Below are 20865 nucleotides of genomic sequence, written 5' to 3'. Positions count from 1 at the left end.
GCGGCCACCTCACCCTGCGAATGACCCACCACGCCGTCCACGGCGACACCGAACGACCGCCACACCTCCGCCAGCGACACCATCACCGCCCACAACACCGGCTGCACCACATCAACCCGCGCCAACAACCGCTCCGAACCCAACGCCTCCGCCAACGACCAATCCACATAAGGCCCCAGAGCCCGCTCACACTCACCCATCCGCCCCGCGAAGGCCTCCGACTCCCCCAACAACTCCGCAGCCATCCCCACCCACTGCGACCCCTGACCAGGGAAAACCAGCACCGAACGACCCGACGACACCCCGCCGCCCCGCACCAGCCCCGGCACCTGGGCCGAACGCCCCGCCGCCAGCGCCCTCACCCCACGGAGCAGCTCGCTCCGGTCGCCCCCCACCACCGCCGCGCGGTGCTCGAAGGACGCACGCCCCACCGCCAACGAGTGGCCCACGTCCGCCGCATCGAGGGCGGGCTCCGCCACCACCCGTGCCGCCAACGCGCCCGCCTGCGCCCGCAGGGCCTCCGCACTGCGCGCCGACACCGACCACACCACTGCCCCAGAACGCCGGGGGGCATCCTCCACCATCCCGGCCGGAGCGTCATCCGGGGCAGACTCCAGGATCACGTGGGCGTTAGTCCCGCTGATACCGAAGGAGGAGACCCCGGCCCGGCGCGGACGGCCCGCGTCGTCCCACGTACGGGCCTCCGTGAGCAACTGTCCGGCCCCCGCCGACCAGTCCACCTCAGGCGTCGGACCGTCCACGTGCAGTGTCTTCGGCATCACACCGTGCCGGATCGCCAGCACCGACTTGATGACACCGCCCACACCCGCCGCGGCCTGGGTATGTCCGATGTTGGACTTCAGTGAACCGATCCAGACCGGACGGTCCCCGGGCCGATCCTGCCCGTACGTCGCCAGCAGCGCCTGCGCCTCGATCGGATCACCCAACCGGGTCCCCGTCCCGTGCGCCTCCACCACATCCACATCCGACGCCGTCAGCCCCGCGTCCGCCAGTGCCGCCCGGATCACCCGCTGCTGCGACGGACCGTTCGGCGCCGTCAGACCATTGCTCGCACCGTCCTGGTTCGTGGCCGAACCCCGTACCACCGCCAGCACCGGATGCCCATGACGCCGCGCGTCCGACAACCGCTCCACCAGCAGCATCCCCACGCCCTCGGCCAAGCCGAAGCCGTCGGCGGCCGCCGCGAATGCCTTGCAGCGGCCGTCCGGTGCCAAACCGCCCTGACGGCTGAACTCCACGAGCATGCCGACCGTGGACATCACGGTCGCTCCGCCGGCCAGGGCGAGCGAGCACTCGCCCGACCGCAGCGCCCGTACGGCCAGATGCAGGGCCACCAGCGACGACGAGCACGCCGTGTCCACCGTGACCGCCGCTCCCTCCAGCCCGAGGGTGTAGGCCAGCCGGCCCGATGCGACGCTTCCGGTGTTGCCGGTCAGCAGGTGGCCGCCCTCGTCGGCGCCCTGTTCGAGGGAGGGGCCGTAGTCCATGGTCATCGCCCCGACGTAGACACCCGTCGGGGTCCGCCGCAGGGTACCGGGGTCGATCCCGGCCCGCTCCAGCACTTCCCAGGTCGTCTCCAGCAGCAGTCGCTGCTGCGGGTCCATCGCCGCCGCCTCGCGCGGCGAGATGCCGAAGAACTCCGCGTCGAACTCGGCCGCGCCGGCGAGCGAACCCGCCTCCCGCTGGTAGTAGCGGCCCGGCGTACCCGGTGTGGGGTCGTACCGTCCGGTGGTGTCCCAGCCCCGGTCGTCGGGGAGCGCGGAGACGGCGTCTGCGCCTGCGGACACCAGCTCCCAGAGTTCGTCGGGGCTGCCGACGCCGCCGGGGTAGCGGCAGCCCATCCCGACGATCACCACGGGGTCGTCGTCCGCGGGCCGCCGCCGCACCGGCTCGACCGTGTCCGCGTCCGTGTCGGGCCGGTCGCCGCTGATCTCGGCGCTGAGGTACACGGTCAGGGCCGCCGGGGTCGGGCAGTCGAAGACGACCGTCGCCGGGATGCGCAGCGCCGTCGCCGCGCCCAGCCGGTTGCGCAGCTCCACGGCGGTGACGGAGTCGAATCCCAGTTCGAGGAAGGCCAGTTCGGCGGGGACGGGATCGGGCCGCCCGGTCAGTGCGGCGATCTCCTCGCCCACGAGCCGTGCCAGCGCGGCGCGCCGCTCTCGTAGGTCCATGGCGGCCAGCTCCGCGCGGAACACGGTGGCGGCGTCCGCGTCACCGCCCGTACCGTCCGGCCCGTTGGCGTCCGCCGGGCCGGTTTCCGCGAGCGCGGCCAGGACTGCCGCAGGCAGTTCCCGCACCTGGGCGTGCTCCACGGCAGAGGGTGCTTCCCGTTGCGGGGCGACTCCGCGTACGTACAGGTCACCGAGCGAGGTCAGGAACCGGCCCGGACCGTCCTGGTCGCGGCGCAGCGTCCCGAGGACGGCAGCCTGTACGCCGTGTTCCTCCACGCAGTCCGTGAGGGCGGAGGTCAACACGGTGTGCGGGCTGACCTCCAGCAGGACACCGTGCCCGTCCCGCAGCAGGGCCCCGGCCGCCTGGTGGAACCTGACCGTGTTGCGCAGGTTGCGGCACCAGTAGTCGGCGTCCAGTACCGGGGCGTCCAGTCGTCCGCCGGTGAGTCCGGAGTAGTAGGGCAGTTGCGGTGTACGGGGGTGGATCGGGGCGAGGTCGGCGCGCATCCGGGGGATGATCGCGTCGATGTGGGGGGAATGGGCGGCCAGGCCCACGGCAATCCGCCGGGCGTGCACCGCGTCCGCGGCCAGGCTGTCGAGGAGTTCGGCCGTGGCGTCGCGGTCGCCGGAGACGATCACGGACCGGGGGCCGTTGTGCGCGGCGACGACGAGGCGGCCCTCCCAGCGGTGCAGCCTCGGCTCGACCTCGGCAGCCGGGGCCATGACGGAGACCATGTCGCCCTGCCCGGCCAGGGTCGCCTGGGCCTGGCTCCACAGGGCCACCACCCGCGCGGAGTCGTCGAGGGAGAGCGCGCCGGAGACCGCGGCGGCGGCGACCTCTCCGACGCTGTGCCCGAGCACGGCGGCCGGTTCCACACCGTGGGAGCGCCACAGCGCGGCGAGCGACACCGTCACGGCGAACAGCAGGGGCTGAACCACGTCGGCCCGGTCCCCGGCGGGTGCGCCCGGCGCGTCCGGGTCGCGGAGCACGTCGAGGGGCGACCAGTCGACGAACGGTTCCAGGGCCTGCGCGCACGCGTCCATCCGGTCGCGGAACACCGTGGAGGTGTCCAGCAGGTCCACGGCCATCCGGGGCCACTGCGCGCCCTGTCCGGGAAACACGAAGGCGACCCGGCCACCGGCTCCGGCGGCACCCTCCAGCAGGCCGGGGGTGCTCCTGCCGTCGGCCAGCGCGTCCAGCCGCCGCAGGAATCCGTCCCGGCCGTCCGCCACCAGCGCCGCCCGCCGGCTTCCCTCGGAAGCGGTGCGCGCGAGGGTGAGCGCGATGTCCTGGGGGCTCCAGTCGTCACGACCAGCCAGGAACGTGTGCAGGCCGCGCGCACCGACCGCCAGCGACTCCCTGCCGTTGCCGGCCAGAGTCCACAGCAGCGGTGCTTCCGTACCATCGGGGTGCGCCATCGTGTTCTCGGACTCCTTCACGGCGAGCAGGACCATCGGTCACCGGACCGTGGCGGGGGCCCGCTGCCACGGGGTCGTGCGTCGGCCGGGCCGCCTCCGTCGTGGCCTGCGGGTATCGCCACCGGACCTGCGACGTCGATCTTGCCGAGGTCGCATAGCGGCCCGATAGCGCAGGCCGCGACAGGATGCGGGTACGGGGAGCGGACGGGCCGTGGAGCGGTGGAGGAGAGCCACGCACGCCCCGTGTGGGCGGGTCGCGGCGCGGTGGAGCGAAAGAGAGCCGCCGCCTCGTGCTGGGGGCGGCAGAGAGGCCGCGTGCCCCGCAGGGCGGGTCAGTCGTCCGTTCACGGGGACCGGTGCGGGCCCTGAGCGCGCGTCACTCCCAGTTCCCGCCAGATTCCGTCCAGTGCCGTGACGAACCCCTCGATCTCCGAAGGCTCGTGGACGGCGCCGGGTGCGCTCCTGAGGATCTCCTGGCCCACGCGCACGCTCGGTGCGTTGATCGCCTGGACGTAGATACCGTGGCGGGCCAGCAGCAGTGCGGAGATCCGCCGGGCGAGTGCGTCGTCCCCGACGAAGACCGAGACGATGTGGGACCCGTCGGAGAGGAAGGGGATGCCGCGTTCCCTGAGCAGGCGGTGCGTCAGCCGCGCGTTCTCGCGGAGCCGGTCGCGTTCCTCCTCCGAGGTGCGCAGGTGCCGGACCGCGGCGAGTGCGCCCGCCGCGACCGCCGGGGGCAGGGCGGTGGTGAAGATGAAGGGGCGGGAGAGGCCGCGCACCGCGTCGACCAGCTCGGCGGGTCCGGCGATGTACCCCCCGGTGGTGCCGAATCCCTTGGCGAGCGTCCCCATGATGACGGTGAACTCGTCCGCGATGCCCAGGCCCGCTGCGATACCGGCTCCCTCCGGCCCGTACATTCCGACCGCGTGCACCTCGTCGAGGAAGGTCATCGCGCCGTGCTCGCGAGCGATCCGGGCGATCTCGGCGAGCGGGGCGACATCACCCCCCATCGAATAGACCGACTCCATGACGACCATCTTCGGCCGGTCGGGATCGGTGGCGGATATCAGCTCTTCCAGATGGGCCATGTCGTTGTGGCGGAAAATTCGTTTCTCGGCGCCGCTGTGGCGGAGCCCGTCGATGATCGAGGCGTGGTTCATCTCGTCTGAGAAGACGATGCATTTCTCCGGCAGACCGGCGAGGACCGTGAGGGCTCCGTCGTTGGCGGTGTACCCGGAGGTGAAGAGAAGAGCGTCCGCCTTTCCGTGCAGATCCGCGAGTTCCTTCTCCAGCAGTACGTGGTAGTGGTTGGTGCCGCCGATGTTCCGGGAGCCACCCGAGCCCGCGCCGTACTCGTCGAGGGCTTCGCGGGTCGCCGCCAGAACCAGCGGGTGCTGGCCCATTCCCAGGTAGTCGTTGCTGCACCACACGCTGATCTCGGAGGTGACCCCGTCCCGCAGGCTCCGGGCCGCCGGAAATTTCCCGGCGAGCCGGCCGAGTTCGAGGAACTCTCGCTTCGCATCCGATGCCCCACCTTCGCCCGTTTTCCGTGAGAAGAGCTCCAGGTAATGGTTCATGACGACCCTTTTCTCCGAAGACCGAACCGGTGCGGGGCCGAACCGGTAGAGGGTATTGTCTCAGGGCAGAATATCAATTCGATGGCGCGGCCTGCGACAATTTGCTACCGCCCGCGCACCCGTTTCCTAAATTCGCACTCCTGGTACACCTGGTTCTCTTGTTGTAGGATCTGCGGAAATTCCTCACCACGGCACCACTGGAGTTTCCTATGCCGTCGAACGAAACGTATGTCAGCCAGATCCTTCAGGTGATCTCCGCGGAACCGGAGAAGGTCGTCCTGTCCTGGCGCGACAGGACGCTCACCGCGGCGGAGCTGACCACCCTGGTCCGGTCGGCCGCGCAGGTTCTGCACCAACACGCCGACGGGATCGACGGCGGGGCGGTGGTCGCCATCCTGACCGTCACCAACACCGCCCCGACCCTGGTCCTGCGGTACGCCGCGAATCTGGCCGGGGCCACGGTGGTGCATCTGCACACCACCAACGCGGTCGACCCGGCGGACCACCTGGCCGCCGACGCCAAGCTCAAGGTCCTCCGGGAGACCGGTGCGACACATCTGGCCGTCGACGCGGAGAACCTCGCGACCGCGCGTGAGCTGCGCGAGCGGCTGGGCACTCCGCTCACCCTCGCCGCCCTCGACGACCTCGGCCCCGATGTCCTGGACCTGACGACAGGGGACCCGGACGCACTGGACCCGACCGCAGTCGAAATCGGACCCGACCGGCCCGCGGTGGTGACCTACACGAGCGGGACAACCGGTGAGCCGAAGGGCATCGCCTTCGACTTCCGGGCCCGCAACGGCTTCATCTCCGCCGGATTGCAGATGGGTTGGCGGTCGGTCTACCTGGCCTGCCTCCCACTGAGCCACTCCAGCGGCGCCACGGCGGACGACTCACTCGCGTCCGGCGGCTCGGTGCTCCTGCGGGACGGCTTCGACCCGGGGGACGTGCTGCGCTGCATCGAGCGGCACAGGATCACCCGGATGCTGCTCTCCCCTCCCCAGCTGTATCTGCTCATGGACCATCCGGACGCGGACTCGACCGACCTCTCCAGCCTCACGATGGTCACGTACGTGGGCTCCCCCGCCTCCCCCGAACGCCTGGGCGAGGCGGTCAAGGTCTTCGGGGACGTACTGATCCAGGTGTACGCGACCAGCGAGGCGGGCTTCGTCAGCATGCTCTCGCCCACCGAGCACCTCGATGCCCGGCTGCGGGTCACGGTCGGTAGGCCGATGCCCGGTTGGGTCCGAATCACCGACCCGGAGGACCACCGCGACCTGCCGCCCGGCGAGACCGGCGAGGTCTGCGTACGGTCGCCGTTCACGATGAGCGAGTACGTGGCCGAGCCCGAACTCACCGCCCGGACCGTACAGGACGGCTGGGTGCGCACCGGTGACCTCGGCTTCGTCGACGGCGACGGCTACCTCCATCTGAGCGGCCGAGTCGGTGAGGTGATCAAGACCAATGGCATCAAGATCCATCCGGTGACCGTGGAGAACGCCTTCCTGGCCCATCCCGATGTCGTCCAGGCCGCCGTCTTCTGCGTCCCGGACCGGGACCGGATCGAGCACCTGCACGCCGCCGTGGTGCTGCGCGAAGCGGCCACGGCCACCCCCGACGGACTGGCGGAGCACATCCGGGCCACCGTCTCGCCCAAGCACGTCCCCGCACGGATCCACATCCGCCCCGCTCTGCCCCTCACCGGCGTCGGCAAACCGGACAAGACGCGGCTGGCCGCGGAATCGGGCGGGTGAGACCCCCGTGACCCTCTCCGTGGCGTCCATCCTCGCCGAGTCCGCGCTACGGCGACCGGAGCACCCGGCGCTCGTGTCCGGTACGCGGAAGATCACCTATCGCGAACTGTGGAACGAGGCACGGAGGTACGCGGCGGCGCTGCGCGAGCGGGGCATCGGCCCGGGCGACAAGGTGGCGCTGCTGCTGCCCAGCACGCCGTACTTCCCGTCGACCTACTTCGGCGTGCTCGCGCTCGGCGCGATCGCGATCCCGGTCCACGCCCTGCTCCGGGCGGACGAGATCGCGTACGTCCTGAAGGACTCGGGGGCGGCGGCGCTGATCTGCGCCGCCCCGCTCCTGGCCGAGGGAGGCAGGGCGGCGGAGACGACCGGCACGCCCGTACTCACCGTCATGGCAGAAGAGGGTGGCGAGGAAGGGGAGTTCGCCCGCGCGCCGAGGCTGGACGCGCTCGCGGCGCGGAGCGCCCCGATCGACCGTCAGGTGCCGCGCGCGCCCGAGGACATCGCCGTGATCCTCTACACCTCCGGCACCACAGGACGGCCCAAGGGCGCCCTGCTCACCCATCTCAACGTGGTCATGAACGTCGACACGACCATGCTGTCGCCGTTCGACTTCACCGCGGACGACGTCCTGCTCGGCTGTCTGCCCCTGTTCCACACCTTCGGTCAGATCTGCGGCATGAACACCTGCTTCCGGGCGGGAGCGACCCTGGTCCTGATGCCCCGGTTCGACGGGCCGGGCGCGCTGGACCTCATGGTGCGGGAGGGCTGCACCGTCTTCATGGGGGTCCCGACGATGTACACGGCCCTCCTCGAAGCGGCCCGCGCCGACCCGCGCAGGCCCGCGCTCGACCGCGCGTTCTCCGGCGGCGCCGCGCTGCCGGTGGCGGTCCTGGACGCGTTCCGGGAGACGTTCGGCTGCCCGGTCCTCGAAGGGTACGGACTCACCGAGACCTCCCCGGTGGTGGCCTACAACCAGAAGGCGTGGCCGCTCAGACCGGGCACGGTGGGCCGGCCGATCTGGGGCGTCGAGGTCGAGATCGCCAGAGCCGGGGTGGAGGACAGGATCGAACTGCTGCCCGCCGGCGAGACGGGGGAGATCGTCATCCGGGGGCACAACGTGATGGCCGGCTACCTCAACCGACCGGAGGCGACCGCCGAGGCCATCGTGGACGGCTGGTTCCGCTCGGGTGACCTGGGCGTCAAGGACGACGACGGTTACCTCTCCGTCGTCGACCGCAAGAAGGACGTGGTCCTGCGCGGCGGGTACAACGTCTACCCACGCGAGGTAGAGGACGTCCTGGCCCACCACCCGGCGATCGCCCAAGCAGCCGTCGTCGGACTCCCCCACCCCGTCCACGGCGAGGAGGTATGCGCGGTGGTGAGGCCCCGCACCGGCACGGCGCCGGGCCCGGCCCTGGGCGCCGAGATCGTCGCCTGGAGCAAGGAGCGGATGGCACCGTACAAGTACCCGCGCCGGGTGGAGTTCGTGGACGCCTTCCCCCTCGGCCCCAGCGGCAAGGTACTCAAACGGGAGCTGGTCGCCCTGCTGACCACAGGGGCCCGCCAGGTCCGTACCGAGGCACAGGGGACGGCATGATGTCGGGCCTCCCGGCCACCCGGCCATCCGGCCATCCGACAGACGGTCCGGACGCGGAAGATTGTCGGGGCTTCCGTCGAGGCATCCGCGCCACCAACTGCCCGCCGGGGCCAGACGTACCAGTGCACGGGCGATCTGACGGGAACAGTCACGCGCCCAGTCAGGAAGCGCGGCCAGGGGGCGGTAAGGCCCGAGGGCGACTGGCGGGGCGGTACTGACGTTCCTCGAGGCGGGTGTCACGCAAGCACCTTCCCGACGAGGCGGCCCGCCGGCCTGCTCAAATATCTCGGTGTCGCTCTCCCTGCAGCGGAAGTTGGGCTGCGCGCCATGAGGCCAGAGGATATCGACGCCAGTCCACCGATGACCGCGGTGCTGTGCCGACGTAGCCGCCCCACCCGCGGGGCCCGGCAGCGGAGCCAGCGCTTGCGTCCCAGGTCGAACCGGTCCCACAGAGTTCGGAGACTGGCTGTCAGCCGTCCGGGCACCGACCTGGCAGAGCCAGCTACAGCCGTCAATGTCGCCCTCAAGCGCCTGGCCAAGCGATACCGGCACTTGAGCGAGGAGATAGCAGACGCGGACGCTGACCTGCGCGTCCTGATCACTCGCACCGCACCTGACCTTCTGGAGCTTCCGGGCGTCTTCGAGGTGCCCAAGCCGGCAGAGCTGAGCGGCCATCCGGCCGACGGTCCACCCTCTGGCTGGATGGGTTGGCGGGAGTGGGCCGCCGACCGGTGGCCATCGTTCGGCTGACGGCTCAACCCCCACCGCGACAAGACTCGCTCAAGGTCCACAGTCACAAGATCCGCCGGACAGGGCCTAGTAGGGCTTTGTTAGGTGGTGTCGTAGTGCTGCCATGGGGTGGGCTGTCTGCAGGTGGGGCAGGTTCCCGTCCAGGTGGCTAACAGGTGTTGGAGGAGGGCAAGGGCCTGGTAGAGAGTCAGGCCCTGGCAGGGACTTTTGGGCAGGACCGCTGCTCGGTCAGGAAGAGGTGGGCGGCGGTGACGAGAGTGACGTGGCGGTGCCAGCCGGTGAACGAGCGGCCCTCGAAGCGGTCGAGGCCAAGTGTCGTCTTCAGCTCGCGGTAGTCGTGTCCGATGCGCCACCGTAGCTTCGCGAGCCGGACCATGTCCCGGGCCGGGATGTCGGCCGGCAGGTTGGAGATCCAGTACTTGACCGGCTCGTTCTCCCCTTCTGGCCACTGAGCGATCAGCCACCGTAGTGCGATGGCACCGTCCGGGGCGGGTTTGGGGCGGCGGCCGGCGAGGCGGACGCGCAGGAACACGAAGCGGGCGGACATGGCAGCCTTCGAGCCCTTGCGCCAGGTGACCGTGACCGCTCGTGCACGTCCTGCGGCCAGGACATGTTCGCGCAGGCTGACCGGTCGGGTGCGGTAGCGGGGCAGCGGACGCGGTCCGAGCCCGCCGTAGGGCGGCTGGTGCGGCAAGGCCGATTCGGTGTGGGCGGTCATTTCGCCCTTGACCTGCAACGCGTAGGCCAGGCCCCGGTCTTCCAGGCCATGGCGGAAGTCGGCGTTCGCTCCGTAGCCGGTGTCCGCAACCAGCACCGCGGGCCGCAGTCCGACCGTAGCCAGTTCGTCGAGCATGTCCAGCGCGAGCTGCCACTTCGGCCGGTGATGCTCTTCCTCGGGGATCCGGCAGCGGGCCCGACGGTCAGCGGCCTCCGGCTGGTTCCAGCTGCCGGGCAGGAACAGCCGCCAGGACAGCGGGCACGACGCGGTATCGGACGCCGCATGGACACTGACCCCTATCTGGCAGTTCCCGACCTTGCCCAGGGTGCCGGAGTACTGCCTGGCCACCCCTGACGAGGCCGTTCCGTCTTTCGGGAACCCGGTGTCGTCCACGACCCACACCTGCGGCCGAACCACCGCCACCGCCCGGCGGGCCAATTTGGTGCGGACCGTGTCCACCGGCCAGGTCGACGACGTCATGAACTGCTGCAGCTGCTGGTGGTCCACCCCGAGGCGTCCGGCCATCGGCTGCATCGACTTCCGACGTCCGTCCAGCAGCAGACCCCGCAAATAGAGGCTGCCCTTCACCCGCTGGTCAGCACGCGACAAAGGCGCGAACACCTCCCCAGCGAACTCCTCCAACCGGCCCCTGCACGACGTGAGTTCATTCGCCCTCATACCAGCAGGAAACCACCAACACGACCACTTGCCCAGAGATGTAACAAAGCCCTACTAGTAGTGCTTCGTTAGGTTCTGCGTCTGCTTCGGTTGCGGGGCAGGGGACGGTTGCAGGTGGTGCAGGTGCCGGTCCAGCCCTTCAGCAGGTCCTGGAGAACGTCCAGGACCTGGTAGAGAGTCAGGCCGGCGTTGGGACTTTTGGGTCGAGCCGCCTGAGGGTGAGGAATGCCTGGGCGGCGGTGACGAGGGTGACGTGGTGGTGCCAGCCGCGCCAGGTGCGTCCCTCGAAGTGGTCCAGGCCCAAGCCGTGCTTGAGTTCGCGGTAGTCGTGTTCGATGCGCCAGCGCATCTTCGCCCACCGCACCAGCTCGGCAACGGGAGTCTCGGGCGGCAGGTTCGATATCCAGTAACCCGTTGGCCCGTCCTGGCCCGCGGGCCATTCGACCAAGACGGTGGACGGGGGCAGGACGCCGTTCCACTGGTTGCGTCCGCCGCCTGCCGCTTGGGCGGCGGCCAGGGACTGCTTGCCCGCCGCCCGAAGACCCAGGACCGCGAACCGTGAGGTCATCGTGCCTTTACTGCCCTGTCGCCAGGCCACCTCAGCGAAGTGGTCGGCGGCAGCAGCCTCGGCAGCGTGGACGGTAAGTGCTCGCGGCGCCGTCCGGTAGCGGGCAGGCGTCGGTGGGCCCAGTCCTTCGTAATCCGGCTGGTGCGGCTCGATGTCCAGCTCGTGGGCGACTTCTTTCCCGGTCAGCGCCAGCACGTAGGACAGGCCCCGTTCCTCCAGGCCATGGCGGAAGGGGGTGCTGACGCCGTAACCCGCATCCGCGACCACGACCGGGGCTTTGAGCCCCCACTCGCTCACGTTGTCCAGCAGCCCGAGCGCGAGGCGCCATTTCTCCTGGTGCACGACGTCGTCGGGGACGCCGGCCCGCCAGCAGCGGTCCGGCTCGTCCGTCCACTCCCGGGGCAGATACAACTGCCAGTCCAACGGGCACGACGCAGTGTCGGTGGCGGCATGGACACTGACCGCGACCTGGCAGTTCGCTCGTTTCCCGAGTGCTCCGCAGTACTGGCGGGCCACCCCGGCAGAGGCGCGGCCGCAGTTGGGAAACGACACATCGTCGATCACCCACACCTGAGGTCTGATCATCTCCGACAGTCTCTGGGCGATCCGCCGCCGCACCGGCAACGGATCCCACGGCGACTGGTTCACGAACTGCTGCAGTGCCTGCATGTTCCCGTCCGGCAACCGCTGGGCCATCGGCTGGATCGACTTACGCCGCCCGTCCAGCATCAGACCGCGCAGATAACACGCACCCCACCGGCGCTGATCCTGCCGCGGCAACGACCCGAACACATCACCTACGAACTCCGCCAACTCGCCACGGAGTCGCTCGACATCCCCCAGCTTCACACCTCGAAGATGCCCACCACCAGGCAAGATCACTCAAGGTAACGAAGCACTACTAGCCTCCAACCAGAGATCGCCGAGCTCGAGTGCGGCCGGGAAGTCGAGATGCCCACCTGCGGGCCTGTATGATCCGTGTCACACCGAAGCCCCCGAAAGCGACTGGTGCGCGCCGACGTCTCCGGCGGAGCACGGCGCGGCAACCCGTACGCAAAGCGACACAGCATCACGGGACGCAGTGAGTGCCGGGATACCGGACGGGGTCAGTCCAGTAACCGGATCGCCACATGGAAATGGCCTCATGGCCTTGACCGGAGAGAAGTACGCCCAGCTCAACCAGAACGAGCCGGCCTCGGACGACGCTGGCGAGGGCGCTGGATCGCGTGCGACGAGTCTGGATGGGATGGCGAGCAGCTCGTCGGTCGGCAGCGCCGATTCCTTGTGTTCGCGTCCGTCGCCATCGACGACGCCGAGGCGGCCCCACTGATCAACACCCTGCGTAAGCAGGCCCGGATCCAGCAGGCCGGAGAGCTGAAGTTCCGCCTGTTCAAGGACCGCGAGGAGCGGTGGTCCCTGCTGAAGGATCTGTGGGACCCGGCCGACGCTCTGCACGAACGCTGCTCGGTGTACATGGTCGACAAGGAGTACGCCGTGGCAGCGAAGGCGATCGATCTGCTGCTGGAGGAGATGGCGCACGCCGAAGGGCGGAACCTGTACGCCGAAGGCAAGGCGCGCGCCATGGCCCGGACATTGGCGCTCCAGGGACCGCGTGCCCTTCCGGGCGCGCTGTTCGACGCGCTGATGTCCTCGTTCGTGGCCCTGGCTTCCCAGCGCGCCCTGGGACGGGAGGAAGCCGCGTTGGAGGCGTTCTTGGCAGCGGTCGAACAGGCGTGGGGAGCCTCGACACGGCGGCCCGTAACTGAAGTGCTGGCCCAGGTGCGCTCCCCCGGCCCTACGCGGCGGCCCTCCACCAGGAGGACTCCCCGTTCCCGTCCCTGGAGATGCTCATCCCCGCGGCGGGTCATACAGCCCGCCGATGGGGACACAGCCTCGGGCTCGTCAGTGTCCTCACCGATGAACAGCGCGTATTTACCGACGACACCCTCGCACGGTGCTGCAGTACGCCACCAGCCCGATAGGCATGACTCTCCTGACCCGCGAGAGGGGCGCTCCCGTGCACACCATGCTCCGCGGCTCTTCCGCCGACCACCCATCCATTCAACTGGCCGACCTGCTGGCGGGGGCCGCAGCGGCCGTGACCGAACGCCACATCGGTTACCCCTCCCCCGCCGCCGAGGGACTGCGGCCGGTCATCGTGCCCTTGGTCGAACAGAGCTCGTTGATGCCCTACGACACCCCGGGCCTCCAACTCGCCGGGCTCGAAACCCGCCGCACGCGGCGGTCCGGGTAGCACCAGCAGGGCAACCCGGGCGGGGAGGTGGCCGCCTTCGGTGTGCTCGTGAAAGGAGACGGTGTCGGCGCCGCACGGGAGTCCGAAGACCTTGCGGCCCAGGAAGTTGCTGTAGAAGAGGGACAAGCCCTGCGGGACGTGCTGGCTCCTGCCCAGCCGGTGTTGTCGGCGTGCGCCTGTTCCCAGCAGAAGTCCACGGCCGCAGGGCCGGTGCGGGTGAACCAGTAGATGCCGACGGTGGTCAGCAGATCCTAAGCGGCGCAACATAGCGCGGGATCGCCGGATAACTAAACCGGCGATCCCGCGCACCATTGATAGTCCACCGCCACGCCCTCCCCGCCCATCGATAGCCATCTCCCGACGATCGCAGAGCAACCGCCAATCGAACACGGGGCGGTTCACCGCAGCAGCAACGCCTAGGAAGACGTGTCGGGCTGAGCAGAGCGGCCGCGCGCCAGCTCTTCGCCTATCGGACTGGCTGCGTTCGATCGCGATGAAGCGGAGCAGCCTTCTGATAGCGCACATGGGCCGCAGCCTGCGGCTGGTCGGCCGGGCGCAGTCAGAGAGCTTGTGGCCGCACGTCTCGTGGCCGGTCGTGACAGCGTGGAATTTCTTGGACCGGTGGGTTCCCCGCTCCGCTGGCCAAGCCGTGGCGATTCTCTCTCGTAGCGCGTCGGATCGAGGCATGCTCCGTGGAGCCCCGCCGGCACCCCCCTCGTTCGTGTGCCAGCTCGCCGCCGCCACGGGCCGTCGGTCAGGGGTCCACTCCGTGCCGACCAAGATCCGGGCCATACACGGACCAGCCGCCTACAGCTTGGCCGCATAGTGGCCGTTTCCGCTGTTCAGGGGCCATGCAAGGCGTGTACCACCAGCAGACGAAGAACCTTCTGGTGTCGTACTCGCCGAAGAAGCTGGGCTTCTTCTAGGAGCACGCAAGAAGTCGCCTGAGCTGGACTTTTGCCCGTCAGGCGCCTTCCGCTCGACTCATTCGGGCCAGGGCCCCGTATACGGGGTAACTAACCAGTTTTTCCCACCTCTCTCCCGCTGGTGACCAGTTGTTCCGGACCAGTGGCGGACCAAAACCCCGACTCACCGCCCAGGCCCCGCGCCCTGACTGACACGATCCCGCTCTTCCATCGACTGCTCCATGAGGCGGTTGGCTTGCTCACGGACACCATCCAGGAACTTGGCGTAGTGGTGGAGGAGAACCCCGATGCTCTGGCCCGCGCGGCGAGCACACTCGGCCGGGTCCAGTCCGGAAAACAACCAGAAAGAGATCCCGGCGTGCCGGAGATAGCAGGGCCGCTCGGCCAGGCCGGAGGCAAGTTCCGTTGGGGGTCAGGACGGGCTTTCGCCTACGTCGTGCCATACGCGGCGGCGTCCACTTACGAGCTGGTGCGTGATTGCGGGTGATGTGTTTTTGCTGGTGGGTGTCATGGTCCACCTGTAGTGATCATGGTCAGTCGCAGGGTTCTCGCGCATCAGGTGTTCACGCGAGTGCGGCGGAGGCGTCTCTCGTCCCTGGTTGAGGAGTTGGCCGACCCGCGGCTGCGGCTGCGGCTGCGGCTGCGGACCCTGGCGGATGTGTTCACATACGCCCAGGCCGAAGGCATTGAGCCGCGGCTGGCCGGGGTCCAGGTTCGCCGGCCCCCGGCCAGTCGCGGCGGACGCCGTGCTTTCGTCTCGGGGAAGAAGAAGCGCGACAGGAACTGATCTCGTACCTTCAAACCAATTTGGTAACACCGGCTTTGGGTGAAGAAAGCGTCCGCTAATACGGAAGGCGGACAGCAGAAGGGGAATCTTGTGGCAACTGCGATCATCGCCGTGCTGGGCACCCTGCTCGGTGCTCTTGTGGCGGGCGCTACGCAGCACCTCATCACTCTCTCCACCCGCCGTGATCGTGATCGGCAAGCACTGGCTGCTGCAGTAGCCAGCCTGCTCGGTGCCGCGACAGACTACCGCCGCCACCAGTATCTGAAACACGTCGTCCGCAGGACGGGCGAGGCGGAAAGTCTGGAGCTACAGACGGGTCGGTTCGAAGCACAGTGCGGAGTGACCAAGGCCGTGACCGCGCTCACCCTCGCGACCGACAACGCAACGCTCCTCCGCTTGGCGACTACTCTGGTTGACGCGTCCAGTGAGATCAAGAACCACGCGCACGACGATCGTCCAGCCATCGACAGCTCGGAAGACCGAGCCCGCCGGGCACACGACGCCTTCCAATCAGCAGCCGCCCAGCACTTGAGGCAGTACCGGCGTTGAGTCCTCCTCCCTGGGAGAAGCCAGCCCCGCCCGAACGTCTCACCCCAGCCCGCCTCCGACGGGGGTTCCGGAACATCCGTCCAACCGCTGCCATCCCAGCCGGTGCACCGAAACCCGGCCAACGCCGGTCCCGGTCGGCCACCGGGGGCCAGGGGATTTCCCTGACAGGCGCTCTATTGTTGTGCGCATGGGGCGCCGTGGGCCGAATGACGAGGTTGCTCCGATGCATCCGCCGCCGCCTCACCTCTGACCAGCTGTTGCGGGGCATTTACGGGCCAAGGTCCGGCTCGGGCACCCTACGCACCGCTCTCCGGTTCGTCCCCCGTCATGTTCTCGCGGCCCTGCAAGGGGACCGCTGGCCGACTTGGGCTGCACGGTCGGCCTACCTTCCCCGACTCGCGATGCGGCGGATCGCCGATCTCTATCCGGGGGAGGTGAAAACCAATGCCGCCGGACGCCGCGGTCACCGCGGACGCGGCCCGCACCATGCCTCACACCGGGTGGCCTCGGCCGCGAGGTCCTGGTCGAAGCCGGTCAGGGCCGTGAGCTCTGCGGTAATCTCGTCGGTCAGCTACAGAGCCGGCAAGATTCTAGGCTCCGACGGGCCGGAGGCTCCACGGGCCACCGCGAGTTCTGCGCGCAAGCCCACACCTCCTCGATCCGCCCGGCGATCGCCTCGTCGTCCCGCTCGATCCTGCGGCGGGCCGGGACGTCAGGACCAGTCCTCTCGCGCGCCAGCAGCTTCCACACGCCCTGGATCCAAACGAAACCGCCTGGCCCTCGTACTCGGCGTCGCCCTCCGGTTCAGCTGAACATGTCGAGGTAGTGCTGTTCGTGGGCCGGGTGGTAGGAGCCGAAGTCAACGGATGCCGGGTCGCCGCCGGTCTCGGCGACGACGAGCCGGTCGAGGTAGTAGTCCCAGCCGGGGCCGACTCCGCCCGCCATCGCTGGGTCGTCGCCGACGGACTGGGTGAAGGTGAGCGTGGTGGTGCCCTCGTGCTCGACGAGCGTGAGAGTCATGTGCCAGATGAGTTCCTGGCCGGGCACCTGCGACTGGAGGGCCAGACGGTGGGGGGCCCGGCACTCCTGGATGGTGAGGAGTTCGGGCTCGTGCTCGTCGCCTTCGTAGAGCATCCGGAAGTCGACCGAGCCGGTCGCCGGGTCGCCGGTCCATTCGCCGATCCATCGGGCCAGACGGTCCGGCTCGGTGACCGCCGCCCAGACGTCCCTGATGCCGGCCCGGAAGGTGCGATCGAAGGCAATGCTGTCCAGGCCGTCGATGCTCACGCGACGCCCGGTGGGGGTGCTGGTCATGCTGATTCCTCCTGAGAGCTTGTGGTGCCGGGAGCGGCGTCGGTGCCGGTCCGACGGTCATGGACGGTTCTGCGGACCTCCAGGTCGAGGGCGTCGAAGGCCTTCTCGGGGATCGGTGGGCGGCGCCCGACGAGCTCGTCGAGCAGAGCGCGTACCGGGGCGAGGCCCGGGTAGGCGAGCGCGTAGTGGCGCTCGCGACCGCGGTCCTCGGCGGTGGCCAGCCCCGCCTCGGTGAGCACGCGCAGATGTTTGCTCACCGCGGGTCGGCTGATCGGGTGCCGCGCCGCGAGGTCGACCACTCGCGCCGGACCGGAGGCAAGTGTGCGCAGCAGGTCACGGCGTATGGGGTCAGCCAGGGCGATGAAAGGGTCCACCCCCCATTGGTAACTTATAGGTTACCAATTGACAAGCTCCTCCCGGGGTCGTCCTGGCAGACGCAGCCGGCGCCGATGATCGCAGTCCATGGGTCCGCGTCGTCGACAGTCACGGGCACGGTGGAGCCGTCGACGGGGCCGCCGTGCGGCTCCGCACCGCGCCAGGGGGGCACACCCCCCAGGCCTGGACACCGTCGGCCAGTTCGGCGGCGCGGCGGGCGGAGGCGCGGCACGCCGGCGCGCGGTAGACGTCGCGCCACTCCTGCTGAGCACGGACAAGATCGCCGGGGAAGGGAAGGTGGTCCATCCGTCTCTCCGGGAGCGGCCCACGAAGTGACCGGGCCCTCCGGGAGTCCGGGTGGGACATCCCCCGGGGAAGCGGGGGGCAGTGCTCCTGACCTGCAGCTTTACAGCGGGAAAGCGGGATTCTCGAGCGCTTTCACCGAATCCGGCATATCGACCACCAGCCCTCTCCTGCCGTGACGACAAGGGCGTCCCCAGCACCCGGCGAACGGTTCTGGTCCCGCCAGGTAATCGCGCCTCTACGATGGGTACCCGCGCCGATCCTGGGAGCACTCGTGCTCGATCACACACCGGACTACCCACCGAAGAGTCCGCCGCCACCGAAGCGACCTGTACAGCCGCCGCGTCCTGAAACGCGCCTGGAAGGAACGGCGCGGGCTCGGATGCTCGTACGGAACCGGCGGTCGGCGAACTGGTCGTTCGAGGCAGCTGCCTGGTCGCCGAAAAAGGCCTGCGGCAACGTCGTGCGCCAGCTGCACGATTGGGGATACCGAGAGGCCGACCAAGCTGCGGGGGAGCTGACGGAGGCGTTGGTGCGGGCCGCGGTCGCCGATGGCGGTCGGCGGGTATCCCTACACCTCGCGGACCAGAGCCGGCAGGCACTGATCGTCGCCCTGTCCCACCGTCCAGGTCTCGCGGTCGCGGACACAGCCGTCCTGGCGGAATTGACCGGCCTGGGCGCGGCCTCGTGCGGAACGGACACCGCGGAAGACGGCCGCAGGATGTGGGCAGTACTCGACCTGTAGAACGCGGGAATCCATCGGGCTCCCACTCCCTGGTGCGGGGCGAATGCCGTGAGCGGGCCTGCGGCAACACAGGCGAGGGCACGCGGGGGGGGGGCAGGGCAGGTTCGTACTCGCGTTCGGTCGGGTGGGGCCACTCCCACGTGCGGGGAGCCGTTGAAGCAAGGCCAGCGAAGACGAGGGTCGGCGGGCACCACCCCCGCATGTGCGGGGAGCGAGCCCACTTTCCTGACCCGCAGCTTGACAAGGGTGGGTGCGGTTCTGGAGCACTTTCGCTGATTCCGGCGAATCGACCATTTTCCAACTGGCTTCGTTCACGTTCAGCAGCAGCGTTTGTTCACTGGTTGGAGCAGCAGTTGGTGATCAGCAGGCTCGTAGATGTTCACGAGAAATGGTTCTGGCTCGAAATGACGGCACTGTCGCTCCGCTGCGGAGAATTGCCGTGCGGAGGTCCGGTCCAGGTCTCACACTGCGGGCATGGATGAAGTCAGCGTTCCCGCGGCCGTCGTGTCTTCGGAGCAGTCGAGTGAGTTGCTGGGGTATCCGCCTGATGCCCGGTTGCTGATCGTCAACTGCGATGACTTCGGGATGTATTCAGCGATCAACGCCGCGGTGGTCGAGTCGGTCGAAGAGGGCATCGCCAGTTCGTGCAGCCTGATGGTCCCGTGTCCTGGGGCACCGCAGGCCATGAAATTGCTCGGCCGGCGGCCGCAGATCCCGTTCGGGATTCACCTCACGCTGGTATGCGAGATGCCCGGCATCCCGTGGGGGCCGCTGAGCGCCAAAGAACGCGTTTCCTCACTGCTGGACCCTGGGGGCGCGCTGTTCTCGCCGACCCCTGTCGGCCGGGCGGCCTTGCTCGGCCAGGCTCGGCTCGATGAGATCGAACTCGAGTTCCGCGCCCAGATCGATGCCGTCGCCGACGCTGGGCTCACGCCGACCCATCTGGACTTCCATTGCCTGGCTGATGGCGGCCGCGACGACATCCTCGACCTGACCGTAGTGCTGGCAGCGGAGTACGGCCTCGCGGTCCGGGTCTGGCTCGAACCCGGGCGCCGAGCGATGCGGGAGCGTGGCCTGCCGGTCACCGACAATGACTTCCTGGACAGCTTCTCCCTCGACATGGAAGGCAAGGCGGCCCGATACGCTCAGATGCTGCGTGATCTGCCTGCCGGGCTCAATGAATGGGCGGTGCATCCCGGTCTGGGCGACAAGGAGTCGCAGGCCCTCGACGACGGCTGGCCCGTGCGTCGGACGGACTACGAGTTCCTGACATCGCCGCAGGCCCGTGAGGTTCTCCAGCAGGAGGACATAACCGTGATCGACTACCGAACGATTCAGCGAGTCTGGTCCCGGACCATGAGCCCTCGATGACCGATCCGGCCCGTCGTCCCTGCGGACGACGGGCCGGTGAGCTGACTGTGGTGGTCAGCCTGCGACGGCCGTTTGTTCGGCCCGCGCGCGAGTGGCAGCCAGGCAGTAGGAGGCGGCACTACTCGTGAGTAAAGCCATCCAGCCTTCCGCCTTCGCCGCTTCTGACGCCTCGCTGGCCGCAGGTCAGTGGTTCCGGCGTAGGCGACGGCGGAACGGTGAAGGTCCCCGTGTCGTGGCCGGGGAGGAGCGCGGCGGTGATGCGTCCCCGGGCGGGCCTCCCGCTCGACGGGCAGGGCACCGCGTGCCGTGCGGCGGGCTGTGTCGATGAGCTCCGGACCACCGTCCACGCCTCGTGCGCCATCTCCCTCCTCCAAGACGACGGATGCCCCGGGCAACGCTCGACTTCATCCGAGGTCCCTCATCTCTGGGCTCCGATGAGCGACGCCAGCAGGTGCTTCCGGTCATCCGCCGAAGCGCCGACGTCACCCGACGTCACCCGACGTCACCGGCGTCCGCGCAGTCGGCCGAACAGGCTGCGAACCTGGGCGCGCTTGCGCGGGTCGGCCGCGGCGCGCCGGGCCGAAGCGATGGTCCGCCGCCCTTGGGGGCTGCGCGTGAACTGCGTGAGACGGGCGATCAGTCCGGCCATGATTCCTCCTGAGGGCGTATGCCATCCGCGTACCCCGCAATGAGGCAAGAATGTCCGGGCGTCGCCCGCAGCCCGTCGCCGCACGGAGCAGAGGCCGCCGCTCCCGGGCCGCGACCCGGGACCATCCCCATGTGCGCGAGAAACCACCGCCGGAGGGCCTCGTCCGGGTCGGCGGGACCACCATCGCGTGCGCGGAGATGGCCCCGCCCTTCGACCCCTGGTTGGCTTTGCCGTAGCGGGCGGTGCCGGGGACGCCGCCGCCCGCTCGGTCATCGAGCGCAAGAGCCTCGCGCTCGCTCCGCTCGCTTACAGGTCTGACACGCTCGATTATTGACC

General features: G+C 69.2%; 14 protein-coding genes and 2 pseudogenes. 8 read left to right on the top strand and 8 right to left on the bottom strand.

Features of this window, described 5'->3' with window-relative positions:
* Both D581_RS01000000136800 and hemA read right to left on the bottom strand, forming a co-directional pair.
* The coding region (locus D581_RS01000000136800) for a type I polyketide synthase (RefSeq protein WP_032752525.1) at positions 1–3611 on the bottom strand (3611 nt) is incomplete at its 3' end.
* Positions 3612–3955: 344 nt separating this feature from the next.
* Positions 3956–5188, bottom strand: coding sequence for a 5-aminolevulinate synthase (hemA, locus tag D581_RS0103905; RefSeq protein ID WP_018955923.1), 1233 nt, complete (start codon positions 5186–5188; stop codon positions 3956–3958).
* 209 nt (positions 5189–5397) lie between these two features.
* Here hemA and D581_RS0103900 point away from each other — a divergent pair, with 209 nt between their 5' ends.
* Together D581_RS0103900 and D581_RS0103895 are read left to right on the top strand one after the other, a co-directional pair.
* Entirely contained in the window at positions 5398–6942 is a 1545-nt protein-coding gene (locus D581_RS0103900) for a class I adenylate-forming enzyme family protein (protein ID WP_018955922.1), read from the top strand.
* Between the two features lie 7 nt (positions 6943–6949).
* The gene (locus tag D581_RS0103895) at positions 6950–8542 is read left to right on the top strand and encodes a long-chain-fatty-acid--CoA ligase (RefSeq protein WP_018955921.1); all 1593 of its coding nucleotides are present in this window, start codon (positions 6950–6952) and stop codon (positions 8540–8542) included.
* A gap of 937 nt (positions 8543–9479) precedes the next feature.
* Here the strand turns inward: D581_RS0103895 and D581_RS0103890 are convergent.
* The 3 genes from D581_RS0103890 to D581_RS1000000141210 all read right to left on the bottom strand — a co-directional run bounded on the left by D581_RS0103890 (position 9480) and on the right by D581_RS1000000141210 (position 12795).
* Positions 9480–10688 carry an IS701 family transposase gene (locus tag D581_RS0103890; RefSeq protein ID WP_026290175.1) on the bottom strand — a complete coding sequence of 403 codons (1209 nt, stop codon included), beginning with the start codon at positions 10686–10688 and terminating at the stop codon, positions 9480–9482.
* 178 nt (positions 10689–10866) lie between these two features.
* Positions 10867–12105, bottom strand: coding sequence for an IS701 family transposase (locus tag D581_RS0103885; protein WP_018955919.1), 1239 nt, complete (start codon positions 12103–12105; stop codon positions 10867–10869).
* 132 nt (positions 12106–12237) lie between these two features.
* Positions 12238–12795 carry a hypothetical protein gene (locus D581_RS1000000141210; RefSeq protein ID WP_158688577.1) on the bottom strand — a complete coding sequence of 186 codons (558 nt, stop codon included), beginning with the start codon at positions 12793–12795 and terminating at the stop codon, positions 12238–12240.
* Positions 12796–13210: 415 nt separating this feature from the next.
* Between D581_RS1000000141210 and D581_RS0103880 the strand changes: the two genes are divergently transcribed.
* The 4 genes and pseudogenes from D581_RS0103880 to D581_RS1000000141900 form a co-directional block, all read left to right on the top strand.
* Positions 13211–13510 carry a hypothetical protein gene (locus D581_RS0103880; protein ID WP_018955918.1) on the top strand — a complete coding sequence of 100 codons (300 nt, stop codon included), beginning with the start codon at positions 13211–13213 and terminating at the stop codon, positions 13508–13510.
* A gap of 1455 nt (positions 13511–14965) precedes the next feature.
* Positions 14966–15214 (top strand): annotated as a pseudogene (locus D581_RS1000000141905) (hypothetical protein); the annotation flags it as partial.
* Between the two features lie 99 nt (positions 15215–15313).
* On the top strand, positions 15314–15772 hold the full coding sequence (locus D581_RS0103870; protein ID WP_018955916.1) for a hypothetical protein: 459 nt from the start codon (positions 15314–15316) through the stop codon (positions 15770–15772).
* 8 nt (positions 15773–15780) lie between these two features.
* A pseudogene (locus D581_RS1000000141900) lies at positions 15781–15925 on the top strand (NF041680 family putative transposase); the annotation flags it as partial.
* Between the two features lie 651 nt (positions 15926–16576).
* On the opposite strand, the gene D581_RS0103865 reads toward D581_RS1000000141900, so the two are convergent.
* Complete coding sequence (locus D581_RS0103865; protein WP_018955915.1) at positions 16577–17086, bottom strand: SRPBCC family protein; 510 nt, start codon at positions 17084–17086, stop codon at positions 16577–16579.
* The gene (locus tag D581_RS0103860; RefSeq protein ID WP_026290173.1) at positions 17083–17460 is read right to left on the bottom strand and encodes a metalloregulator ArsR/SmtB family transcription factor; all 378 of its coding nucleotides are present in this window, start codon (positions 17458–17460) and stop codon (positions 17083–17085) included. Before D581_RS0103860 ends, D581_RS0103865 begins: the two co-directional genes overlap by 4 nt.
* A gap of 686 nt (positions 17461–18146) precedes the next feature.
* On the opposite strand from D581_RS0103860, the gene D581_RS1000000141895 reads away from it, so the two are divergent.
* Positions 18147–18509 (top strand): hypothetical protein, encoded by a 363-nt coding sequence (locus tag D581_RS1000000141895; RefSeq protein ID WP_018955913.1) that lies wholly within the window; start codon positions 18147–18149, stop codon positions 18507–18509.
* A gap of 474 nt (positions 18510–18983) precedes the next feature.
* Positions 18984–19880, top strand: coding sequence for a polysaccharide deacetylase family protein (locus tag D581_RS0103850; protein ID WP_018955912.1), 897 nt, complete (start codon positions 18984–18986; stop codon positions 19878–19880).
* Between the two features lie 502 nt (positions 19881–20382).
* Here D581_RS0103850 and D581_RS1000000141555 read toward each other — a convergent pair.
* Complete coding sequence (locus D581_RS1000000141555) at positions 20383–20529, bottom strand: hypothetical protein (RefSeq protein ID WP_018955911.1); 147 nt, start codon at positions 20527–20529, stop codon at positions 20383–20385.
* Positions 20530–20865: the final 336 nt, after the last annotated feature.

Source organism: Streptomyces sp. CNB091, from assembly GCF_000377965.1.
The sequence above is the reverse complement of the archived record's forward strand: the minus strand, read 5'-3'. Positions and strand labels throughout refer to the sequence as shown.